Raw genomic sequence first — 10,756 nt, 5'->3', positions numbered from 1 at the left:
GGCGAAGACTTTGAAATCCTAAAGAACGGGAGAATCGACGTTTCACATGCCGGTGATCTTGCTCAATGATATTATTGAGGTACTTGATTGTACGATGAAAGGTACTTTTGTGAAGACCTATTTCCTTTAATTTTTTGAATGTGGAAGCTAAAGAAGGGGTCTTATCTGTCGTCAGAACCGTTGGTTCTCCAAAAGATCGAACAAGTTTTTTCATAAAAGCATATGCTGCTTGTGTGTCCCGTTTTTGACGAAGTTGAATATCAAGTGTTTGTCCCTCTTTATCAATTTCCCGATATAAATAACACCATTTCCCTTTCACCTTGATATGGTTTCATCCAAACGCCAAGATAACAATGTGTTTTTGTTTTTCTTTTTCCAAATGTGATAGATAAGTTTTCCATATTCATGAACCCAGCGCATGATAGTTGTTGGATGAATAGAAATAGTTTTGAATTTCATTTTGTAGCAAAGGAAACCCCGCTTATCAACGGGGCTTCTAAAGGTATTTTGTCAAGTAACGAATTACTAGACTAAATTACCATAACATGAATTATATAGAAATAATATTGGTAAATGTGTCCAATTAAAAAGAGTGAATAAGGTTTCACTAAATGCTTTGATATTAAGGGGAAATTTCTAAAGTAAAGGAAGATACAAAAAATAATTCCACAAACAATTAGTTATCTGCACCCGAAAGGGTGCTTTTTTGATGGTTATATATAATTTACAAATGTTAGATTTTGGAGCAGAAAAATAAAAAACACTCAGAGTGTTTTCTTAATCTCGCATTGCCCCTGCCTCTCGGGAAGTTATTGCACCTTGTCCTTCGCTTACATCTTTTTGAATTTCTTGTTTTACTTTTTTTGCATCAGTTCCAGCAAAATCCGGTTTCATAATAGAGACCAAATTCTCTTTAGCTTTTTTATGATTTTGCATACAAGTCCTCCTCAATTTATTATTTAACAATCTTATTATTTGCAAAAATACACTCGGTATATCCCGAGTAGTTGAGTGTATAGTGTATAAGTGCTATAATTGTCCTTAAACCTATATATATTAATACATATATAATAACTTAAGGACACACCTGCGTGCTATTAAAATAGCATGGGTGTATCCTTTTTTGCGTGTACATATATTGATTAATACAATAAGGGAGAGATAATGATGAAAATTAAATCTAAAATTGTTGGTGCAGCAATGGCAACCAGCTTGCTTATGGGTGGAGTAACATCTCATGCTGCGATTAATGTTGGCTGGACTCAAGTGAATGGGGCCTGGTATTTAAATGATGCATCAGGTGTAGTTAAAAGAGGTTGGGTGCAAGACGGCGGGAACTGGTACTTACTTGACCAATCTACGGGTGCTATGAAAAAGGGGTGGGTGCAGGACAGCGGAAATTGGTACTTACTTGATCAATCCACAGGAGTGTGATTTGAACCATAACTTTTCCGTTCCGGCAAGGTTATGGTTCTTTTTGTTTGCGGCAAAGTTATGGTTCAACATTAGTTTATATTTAATAAGTTAAATAAATTTACATCTGTTATAAGAAGTGCCCACTTATATAGCTTAGCAAGGATTCTTTTTCAAATTTAATAATAGTTCATTTTAGAGTTTTTATGATATATGTATCATATAGTAGATTGTAGTTTCATATGGTACGGTTTTTGCTCAAGGTGATGTATTGTCTTTATAAAACGTACCGTTTTTGTTTTTGCACGCATTACAATTGAATCTGTTTCAGCTAAGTCCCCACCTAAAAATCGTACTTCTTGTAAAATATCACCTGATGATACACCTGTTGCAGCAAAAATTGCATCATCTCCAGCTACAAGATCTTCTAATTGTAAGACTTCATTTGGATTTGCAATTCCCATTTTAATACAACGATTGAATTCTTCCGTATTTTCTGGAAGTAAACGCCCCTGCATTTCTCCGCCAAGACATTTTAATCCAGCAGCCGCAATTACACCCTCCGGTGCACCGCCAATTCCGACAAAGAGGTCTACACCTGTATTCGGAAGGGCAGTAGCCACAGCGGCACTAATATCATTATCGGAAAACATCTTAACCCTTGCGCCTTTCTTACGTATCCTATCCATCATGTCATTGTGTCGATCTCTTTCAAGAACCATCACGGTTAAATCTTGAATACGTTTGTTAGTTGCGTTAGCTACAATCTCAATGGTTTTTTCGATTGGATCAGTAATAGATACTTTCCCCGCAGCTAATGGTCCTACTGCTAACTTTTCCATATACATATCTGGAGCATGGAGCAAATTCCCCTTATCTGCAATTGCTAATACTGTAATAGCGTTTCCGTATCCTTTTGCAACTATATTGGTTCCTTCTAGTGGATCGACAGCAATATCAACTTCTATACCTTGTCCAGTTCCTAACTTTTCACCAATATATAGCATAGGAGCTTCATCCATTTCACCTTCTCCAATTACAACCTTACCCTGCATATTTATTGAATCAAATATTAATCGCATTGCATTTGTTGCAGCGTCATCTGCCATAATTTTATTTCCTCTTCCAAGCCAACCAGCAGCCGCTAAAGCAGCACCTTCTGTAACACGTACGACTTCTAAAGCTAGTTCACGATCCATTAGAATATCCCCCTAATATGAAAACCCATATATAATTTTAAAAACCAAGCCAGTAAAGTATAACACATTTATTTTATTTGTATATCATATATTTGTATAAATACACAAAAGTGAGGTACATTCAACACAACATCTCTAAACCTATATTTTTCTGTTTTAAAGAACTTTTTATATTTTTATACATAGCTATTACAAGTTGATTTTAAAACTGCGTACGGGGGCCGTTTTCGAGGCTTAAAAATCAAATTTTTTTATTAAGTTTAAATAGAAGAATTGTTCATTTTTATATAGAAGTGAACAATTCTTTTTATATTATGTATTTAATTTTCACTATTCACCATCTCCAGCATATTCATAGCCCTCTTCTAGTATGGATGTTTAGCTATTCTGGTTTAAAATCATCCTTCACTATAATCAAATGACTTTAGATAGTCTTAAATAAATGTCTCTCTATATAATTAATGAGAGAATTAACTAGCGGCAAGTTTATGAGTTAAAAAAAGGATTTATGGCAATGTTATGCTTCAAATATTCCAAGAATGTTCTCTGAAAACTATGCTTTCTGGCAATATTATGGTTCAAATTGTGGCGAACTTATGATTCAAATCACAAGGAGTAATGAAAGCGGGATGGTATAAAGACACAAACACAGCAAAATGGTACTATTTCCAATCAAATGGCATCATGCAAAAAGGATGGTTTAAACAGGGAAGTAATACATTTTACTTAACAGGTAGTAGAGAAATTCAGCACGGATGGGATCAAATTAACGGAAGTTGGTACTATTTTGATGGTGCTTCGGGTGTGATGAAAACGGGCTTGCCACTTTAGTCGTGGGAGTCTCAATTAAGATGTATTCAATACCATCCCAACCATGTGCAACTTCATCTACTTCCAATCGGTCTAAATATACAAAAATTTTGATTTTTTCGAATTTTATTGATGTTGTTAATAATCAATCATATAATGGAAGCGCATACATTTTTTAACTACTAGAATATTTAAAATGTAAGGAGGAAATAAAATGCCAAAAACTATGTTCAAGCTTGATTTGAGTAAACCAATGGAAGAGCAGCTACATCCCGGTCACAATCGCTGGCATCCGGATATACCTGCTGCCTTTTCCGTTGAACCAGGTACATCGTTTCGGTTGGAATGTAAGGATTGGACAGACGGACAAATTAAAAATGATGATAATCCCAATGATATCAGGAATGTGAACTTAGCACGCGTTCATGTATTAAGTGGACCGGTATATGTAAATGGCGCCCAGCCGGGAGATTTATTGGTAGTTGATATTTTGGATATTGGGGCGTTTCAGGGTGAAGAATGGGGCTTTAATGGGATTTTTGCACGAGAAAATGGTGGAAGCTTCTTAGTCGATGAATTTCCTGAAGCAGCAAAGTCTATTTGGGATTTCGAAGGCATTTATACCACTTCCAGACATGTGCCAGGTGTGAAATTCGCTGGCATCATGCACCCAGGGCTAATAGGTGTTGCGCCTTCAATGGAGCTTTTGCAAAAGTGGAATAAAAGAGAAAAAGAGCTTAGAGATACAGATCCTAATCGTGTACCGGAATTAGCCACCAGACCAAATCCTGAGGCAGCCGTCCTTGGAACGCTAAAAGGAGCAGAGTTTGACCGGGTCGCCATGGAAGGAGCAAGAACGGTCCCACCAAGGGAAAACGGCGGAAATTGTGATATTAAAAACCTGTCGAAGGGGTCAAGAATTTATTTCCCAGTTTTCGTTAAAGGGGCCAAGCTTTCAGTTGGCGACCTCCATTTCTCACAAGGTGACGGAGAAATCACTTTCTGCGGCGGCATTGAAATGGCGGGCTGGATTGACCTCAAGGTAGACGTCATTAAAGGTGGTATGGAAAAGTATAAAATTACAGAAAACCCAGTTTTCAAACCGGGGCCTGTTGATCCTCATTATTCCGATTTCTTAGTGTTTGAAGGGATTTCCGTAGATGATAGGGATGGGAAACAGCATTATTTAGATGCTAATTTGGCTTATCGCAGAGCTTGTTTGAATGCAATTGAATATTTAAAATCCCAGGGGTATACAGGAGAGCAGGCATACATGATTTTGGGTACAGCTCCGGTTGAAGGAAGAATTAATGGAATTGTAGATATTCCAAATGCCTGCTGTACCATTGCGATTCCAACGAAAATTTTTGACAAAGATATTTTACCGAAAATAAATAGAGGGGAAAGGAAATAACATGCCCAGTTACACATTTCATTGCCCCGATTGTGGAGAATTTACATTATTCTTTATATCAATGACAGGAAATAAAGATAAAGCTGTATGTCCTGATTGTGCACTTGAATCAAATCGAATCTATTATGCTCCTAATCTCTTTTCCTACTCAAAAGAGATACGCACCCGAATTGAAAAAGGTATGGAGCCACGCAGAATGACGCGCGAAGAATTAGGTCCTAAACAGACAACAAGGAAGAAAGTAACTGCTAATCGCCCGTGGCAAGTAGGGAATTGAATGAAGCAAAAGGGAGGGTTCAACCTTCCTTTGCTTTTTTTAATTAAAAATATAATAATGATGGAAGTTTTAAAAAACAAATCATAAGAATTTAAGAACCCTAAATTTGCTATAGCTTTGGCAAACTTAGGATTCTTTTTAATACATCTTTAATGCCTTTAATTCCATTCATCTTAATCTACCTCAATCGGTGTATTTGCAGTATTATTATCAATTCTTATAATTAAGTAACTGTTTTTAACGAAACCAACGCCTCACAATCCATTTTGCATCATCCGTCTTTAGTAGCAACATTATTTCTTCTAATTCCTTATCAGAAGGAATTATGAATTTTTTAGGATCTGATTTACTTTTAGGGGCAAATTCTTCGATGAATTTCACTTGGTAGTAGTCTTGCGCTCGTTCCATAATAGGTTTTGGATATTTACTAGATTGTAATTGAACAATAGGAATCAATTTAAATGCTAATTCACTATTTGTATGTATTTCTTGAGACCTTATTACAACTGAAATGCCGTATTTGATAGGGTTAACTGCTGTCAGAGGATTTTGAAATTCTGTGTTTACAAGTCCCGTTTCAGAGCAAATAAAACAGGGTAATTTCTTAATACCAATTACTTTCGTCCCTATACAAATAGGGCACGGTTTTTCCTTTTCATCTTTCTCAAAAATAACCGTATTATTTTCCTTATTAATTTTAAAAACGACTCGATCTCCCGTTTGGATATCTAAGTACTCACGAATTGATTTTGGAATAGTAGTTTGTCCTTTGCTAGATACAGTGTATTTAACCATAACATGCTTCACCTCAAATTCATTTTCCTTACTTTTTCTTTACTTCTAAATAAAATTGTAAAGAAAAGTAAAAGAAATATAAACAATTTATACAAATATATAAATTTAATAATTTTAAAGGAGCCTTTGAAGGCATAGAGAAGACATTTTGAGTTCCTGGCTACATAAATTTTTCGTTGAAATAAATGTAGCGTAGACAATTTTCGGGGTTATGGTACAGAAAATGCGGAATCCATATATAAAAAACATTAATGTTACTTTGAAATAAAGTTTGATTAAAAATGTCTTTTGCATCAACACTTTGTAATAATGAAAAAGAAACCATTTTGAAAATAGATTGATCAAAATAGCCTCTTCTCTAACAAATTTCTTTTCGATTTTTATAATTTAGCAAAACTTCTTGAAAAAATGCCATTCATTGGAGATTAAAAAAGATAGCATGCCTAGTTGAAACATGCTATCTTAGAGTATTTTTTCTATAATCAGGAATTTTTTTCTTTATGAAATTTTAATGTGCCAGTAGGAAAGAATACATCTTCTTTTTTTGCCACATTGATTACACGTAATATACCTCTAGCTATTCCTAATACATAGCCAATAAATAAGCCTAAACCAGTCCCTATCAATAAAATCATGATGGGTGATAATTCTCCAATTGCAGGAGTACCACTAGCTATCCAATATCCGCCAGCTAGGCCTAATGTAATAACCGAACTGATTATTAAAAAGCGCACAAAAACAGAATGAAGCATGACATCACATAATTTGTTATTCATAATAATCATATCCTCCAATAAACCTAATATTCGTGCATCTATAGCGTTAATCATAATATCAAGTATATCTTTTAAAGAGAGATGGCTTTCTTCAAGGATAAGTAAAAACTCCTCTTCATAACGATTTCTCCATTTTTTTGGGTAGAGATAAATTAACCATTTCATGTTAAACCCAACCTTTGTAAACCTATCGTTGCGATGCGTTCCATTTCCTTTAATTTTTCTTGAAGAAGCTCTTTACCTTCAGAAGTAATCTGATATGGTTGTCGTCTACTTTGTGAAGGTACAGCTTTAATAAGTCCCATTTTTTCCATTCGACTAATTGCTCCATAAAGTGTGCCTGGTCCGATTTTTATGTCATAAGATTCTTCTATGTCTTCCATAATTGCATATCCATGCTTATTTCCATTAGTAAGACTAATTAAAATAAATAATGTTGGTTCTGAAAAACGTCCAAGTGATGTATAGCGGGAACTCATAATAAATTTGTATGCCTCCTTCCTTATTATTACGTTACACGATATATCGTGTAACGTAATAATATCATTTTAAGGAAAATATTTCAAATTATATTCTTGTTTGAACGAAAAATTTTTAGGTTATTATCAATAGCAAATGAAAATTTTAATCCTTTTTTATCAACCTTTAATATAAATTATCAACCCTTTTTTAAAATTATCGAACTTTATTACAAATGATCAAACTTCATTTAAAAGCTACAATTAACCAATGACTAATCATTTGTTAACCAATGAAAAAACAGGTATTTTTGATTAAAAATAGGCATAAACATCTGTTGGAATCAAATTACCAATGATTAATCATTGACAACGAAAGGGGAATGAATATGTTACTAGGGAATACGTATGCTATTGATTTAGGAAATGGATTTACAAAACGTGCTTCTAAAAAAAATAAAGATCTTGAAGCAGCTGTTATTACTGAATTGTCTGTATTGGCTACTATAGATGATTACTACAACAAAGCAAGCTTCACCAAGATTGAATTAACCAATACAGACTTTCCGTTCTACATAGGAGAAGAAGCAAGGAAATCAAAACTTCCATTAATCCGCGCCCTCGGGGAGAATAAAGCGAAGCGTTACGAAGATCAAACATTTAAAAAACAATTATTCGGGTTTATCGCTAAGGATTTTAAAAATGAGAAGACTATTACCTTACCTCTACTTGTAACGGGTCTTCCAGTTTCCCATTTTGGTAGTAAACGTGAGACTTTGGAAAAGGTTGTTACAACTGAAACAGCGCTAAAAGTAAACGGTGAAATGGTTACTATTAAAGTTAAGAAGTGTTTAGTAATCCCACAACCAGTAGGCACTCAGTACTACCTGGTAAAGAAAAAAATTATTAACAAAAATGAGCGTATTCTTATTATCGATGGTGGATTTGGTACGCTAGATGCAACGGATATGTCTGAAAACTCTGTAATTGGTCGTTTAGGAACTGAACTTGGTTGTGAAAAAGCATTCTTAAACATTGAGCAAATTGTACGTGACAACATTGGAGAAACGCCAGAACTAAACGTATCTAACATGTACTATATCCTTGAGAACGGTTATAAGTACAATGGTACGGTATATGACTTGTACACGGACAAAGATGTATCTAAAAGAGTAGATGAAGAATTACAGCGCCATTACGATACAGTTTTACGTGAAGTTTCTCAAAAATTCAATTTTGCTGTGTACGATAAAATTGTTTGGACTGGCGGAATGGCCACGTTACACAAGATACGTATTGAAAAGAAACAAGAGCAGTATCCAACGTTTGAAGTGTTAGAAAATGGACAAGAAGCAAATCTGCTAGGTTACTACTACTTAGGATGTGATGTCTTTGACAAACTTACAAAAGAAAAAGCTACAAATTGAATTGAATCCTAACAACGATAAAGTGCTTTATAACCTTGTTACTTCCTTAGAAAAGCAAGGAAAAGGGCAAAAAGGCTACGTAAATAAACAACTTAAGAAACGTTTAGAAATGTATCAGATACTTGCAGAAATTGCTGGTGAAGAAGATCCACTTCAACTAGTTAAAAAGTTACTAATTAATATTAATACTCATGGTATACAGAACGATGCAGGTGAGGATGAAAAACCTTCTAATGAAGTTGTCGATGAAGCTATGGCATTGATTAATAACGTAACTGGAAATTGGTAAAAGAACTATACTTACAAAGAATCAATGAAGATATATAACCACCTCCGTTCTCTCTACTTTTTCGTGGAAAAGTGGAATTATGGAAAAGTGGCCCTGAGAAAAAAGAGGGGGGAGGTGAAAATCTTGAAAGAGGGGCGCATCATGACAAATGTAAACCCTATGTTTGAACCTCGAAAACAATCTACTACAATAACAAACTTACAACCTCGTAAAATCCGCTGTGATAAGAAAAAAGACGTAAAAATCCCCGTTACAGAAGCACAACGGCAATCTATAAGACTTGCTGCATACAGTAAAGGAATTACCACTACACAATATATGTCCCAGTTCATTACAGAACATCTCAAAATTGATTATATAAACGAAATACATGCATATGAATATAAAGACACCAAAAAGTACATCCATGCGAAATTAGAGCAGGAAACACATTCTAAGCTTGTCCATTTAGCTGTAGAATGGGGCGTTTCGCAAAGAGCAGCTGCTACGCGAATTTTATGTTTTGCATTACGCACTACGTAACATGTAAGGAGTGATAGCATGTACAGTAAATACGATGTAATGACAAAAGAAATACAGCTTATGAGTGAATTAAGTTGGTGGGAGAAAATAAAAATTGAATGGAGGTTAAAAGATAAATATAGCTTTGAAATTAAGATGTTAAAAATATACCTATTTCGCATGAATATTATCCTTGAAGACCTAGAAGAAGAAGACTGTGATTGTACGGCTAGTGATTTAGCTGAAATACTCATTGAGGATTTTCTTGAACATATCCGGTCCAAAAATAGCATGGAGCAGCTGTATCAAATTTTAGAGAGTAAGAAGCATTATGTAGAACAGGATTTACATTTTAGTGAAGATAATGAAAGGTATGCTTCGATTAGTGTCAAAATTGATAGAAAGACATTACGGCGTGTTGAAGTCTTTTTCTCGGATATGTCGCACTCCTTCACTACTCATGGTTATACTGCGGATAAACTGATTAGTATTTTGATGTGTGACTATATGAAGCATTATGCCGAAGAACCAGGACAGAAACTATCCCTATTGAAACGTAGATTTTCGTAAAAAAATGTCATCCATGCACCATTTTTAGGCCCCTATTTTTAGGGGTTTATTTTTTGTGTGTTTGGGATATTACTGTAGATAACAATTTTCATAGGGAGTGAGAAATATGTGGAGGTTCAGAAGTAAAAGAACACCACTTGGCAAGTTTTTAGATAAACATAGAATAGAACAGGAATGGTTAGTTAGAAAATCTGGTCTTGGACGGAATACTGTGGGTGATTTAGCGAACAATCCAGACAGATCACCTACAAGGAAAACAATGCAGAAGATATTGAAGGTACTTAGAGAATTCGACCCGCGAGTTAAAGCTGATGATTTTTGGGATATGTAAAGGAGCGATAATATGAGTATAGAGCCTCTTGCTATTGAACAAGCAATTGAAATCATGAAAGTTCGCATAGGAGGACTACAGGAGTTACATGATAAATATAAAGAGGAACTGAAGGTTATGGAAAAAGATGAACGTTTCGATATAGGGTTAACTCGAGGGTTTATTAGTGCATATAGTTCTGAAATAAATTTCTTAGATTGCCAAATTGACCTTTTGAAAAGTGCATTAAAGAATAGAGAAACCGTAAACTTCGCTGATTTCAACGATGCAATTTAAGAAAATGGATGTAGCTTTCTTTACTCCCTACATATACATCATGTAATTCATACACTTGGCCAGGTTGTAATTGTTTCATGATGTCTTCTAAATGAATTTGTATATATACCGGTCTTAATTGAGCGGGTTTTGTTTTAAATACCACTGTTTCGAATTCTTTTCTATATATTTTAGTTGGTAACTTAAGACGTGATAAATAGTATCCTTGCTTATCTTGAAT

At 34.7% G+C, this 10,756-nt stretch carries 15 protein-coding genes and 2 pseudogenes; 10 read left to right on the top strand and 7 right to left on the bottom strand.

What is annotated here, in order from left to right; translation table 11 throughout:
- Positions 1-444: pseudogene (locus tag ACFQZ1_RS10290) on the bottom strand (IS6 family transposase); the annotation flags it as partial.
- 333 nt (positions 445-777) lie between these two features.
- Entirely contained in the window at positions 778-936 is a 159-nt protein-coding gene (locus ACFQZ1_RS10285; RefSeq protein ID WP_377882086.1) for a hypothetical protein, read from the bottom strand.
- A gap of 231 nt (positions 937-1,167) precedes the next feature.
- Between ACFQZ1_RS10285 and ACFQZ1_RS10280 the strand changes: the two genes are divergently transcribed.
- The gene (locus ACFQZ1_RS10280; protein ID WP_377882084.1) at positions 1,168-1,434 is read left to right on the top strand and encodes a hypothetical protein; all 267 of its coding nucleotides are present in this window, start codon (positions 1,168-1,170) and stop codon (positions 1,432-1,434) included.
- 197 nt (positions 1,435-1,631) lie between these two features.
- Here ACFQZ1_RS10280 and glpX read toward each other — a convergent pair whose 3' ends face one another.
- On the bottom strand, positions 1,632-2,612 hold the full coding sequence (gene glpX, locus ACFQZ1_RS10275; protein ID WP_377882082.1) for a class II fructose-bisphosphatase: 981 nt from the start codon (positions 2,610-2,612) through the stop codon (positions 1,632-1,634).
- Between the two features lie 618 nt (positions 2,613-3,230).
- Here glpX and ACFQZ1_RS10270 point away from each other — a divergent pair.
- The 3 genes from ACFQZ1_RS10270 (at position 3,231) to ACFQZ1_RS10260 (ending at position 5,113) form a co-directional block, all read left to right on the top strand.
- Entirely contained in the window at positions 3,231-3,443 is a 213-nt protein-coding gene (locus tag ACFQZ1_RS10270) for a hypothetical protein (RefSeq protein ID WP_377882080.1), read from the top strand.
- A gap of 193 nt (positions 3,444-3,636) precedes the next feature.
- Complete coding sequence (gene fmdA, locus ACFQZ1_RS10265) at positions 3,637-4,836, top strand: formamidase (protein ID WP_377882078.1); 1,200 nt, start codon at positions 3,637-3,639, stop codon at positions 4,834-4,836.
- Between the two features lies 1 nt (position 4,837).
- Positions 4,838-5,113, top strand: coding sequence for an FmdB family zinc ribbon protein (locus ACFQZ1_RS10260; RefSeq protein ID WP_377882077.1), 276 nt, complete (start codon positions 4,838-4,840; stop codon positions 5,111-5,113).
- 237 nt (positions 5,114-5,350) lie between these two features.
- Here ACFQZ1_RS10260 and ACFQZ1_RS10255 read toward each other — a convergent pair whose 3' ends face one another.
- The 3 genes from ACFQZ1_RS10255 to ACFQZ1_RS10245 form a co-directional block, all read right to left on the bottom strand.
- A complete protein-coding gene (locus ACFQZ1_RS10255; protein WP_377882075.1) occupies positions 5,351-5,908 on the bottom strand; it encodes an AbrB/MazE/SpoVT family DNA-binding domain-containing protein in 558 nt (185 codons plus the stop codon).
- A 482-nt stretch (positions 5,909-6,390) separates the two neighbouring features.
- Positions 6,391-6,849, bottom strand: coding sequence for a hypothetical protein (locus tag ACFQZ1_RS10250; protein ID WP_377882073.1), 459 nt, complete (start codon positions 6,847-6,849; stop codon positions 6,391-6,393).
- A complete protein-coding gene (locus tag ACFQZ1_RS10245; protein ID WP_377882071.1) occupies positions 6,846-7,163 on the bottom strand; it encodes a PadR family transcriptional regulator in 318 nt (105 codons plus the stop codon). The genes ACFQZ1_RS10250 and ACFQZ1_RS10245 overlap by 4 nt, the downstream gene beginning before the upstream one ends.
- Positions 7,164-7,531: 368 nt before the next feature.
- On the opposite strand from ACFQZ1_RS10245, the gene ACFQZ1_RS10240 reads away from it, so the two are divergent.
- The 6 genes from ACFQZ1_RS10240 (at position 7,532) to ACFQZ1_RS10215 (ending at position 10,536) form a co-directional block, all read left to right on the top strand.
- Positions 7,532-8,569, top strand: a complete 1,038-nt coding sequence (locus ACFQZ1_RS10240; protein WP_377882069.1) for a ParM/StbA family protein — start codon at positions 7,532-7,534, stop codon at positions 8,567-8,569.
- Positions 8,529-8,858: a peptidylprolyl isomerase gene (locus ACFQZ1_RS10235; protein ID WP_377882067.1), complete on the top strand. Its 330-nt coding sequence runs from the start codon at positions 8,529-8,531 to the stop codon at positions 8,856-8,858. Before ACFQZ1_RS10240 ends, ACFQZ1_RS10235 begins: the two co-directional genes overlap by 41 nt.
- Positions 8,859-8,999: 141 nt before the next feature.
- Positions 9,000-9,380: a hypothetical protein gene (locus tag ACFQZ1_RS10230; RefSeq protein WP_377882087.1), complete on the top strand. Its 381-nt coding sequence runs from the start codon at positions 9,000-9,002 to the stop codon at positions 9,378-9,380.
- Between the two features lie 18 nt (positions 9,381-9,398).
- Positions 9,399-9,929, top strand: coding sequence for a hypothetical protein (locus tag ACFQZ1_RS10225; RefSeq protein WP_377882066.1), 531 nt, complete (start codon positions 9,399-9,401; stop codon positions 9,927-9,929).
- A gap of 106 nt (positions 9,930-10,035) precedes the next feature.
- Entirely contained in the window at positions 10,036-10,260 is a 225-nt protein-coding gene (locus ACFQZ1_RS10220) for a helix-turn-helix domain-containing protein (RefSeq protein WP_377882064.1), read from the top strand.
- A gap of 12 nt (positions 10,261-10,272) precedes the next feature.
- A complete protein-coding gene (locus tag ACFQZ1_RS10215) occupies positions 10,273-10,536 on the top strand; it encodes a hypothetical protein (protein WP_377882063.1) in 264 nt (87 codons plus the stop codon).
- Positions 10,537-10,552: 16 nt separating this feature from the next.
- Here the strand turns inward: ACFQZ1_RS10215 and ACFQZ1_RS10210 are convergent.
- Positions 10,553-10,756 (bottom strand): annotated as a pseudogene (locus ACFQZ1_RS10210) (IS4 family transposase); the annotation flags it as partial.

The sequence above is a fragment of the Bacillus sp. CGMCC 1.60114 genome, from assembly GCF_042676365.1.
GTDB classification, from domain to species: Bacteria; Bacillota; Bacilli; order Bacillales; family Bacillaceae_G; genus Bacillus_A; species Bacillus_A rhizoplanae_A.
This window is presented reverse-complemented; position numbering and strand designations above follow the sequence as displayed.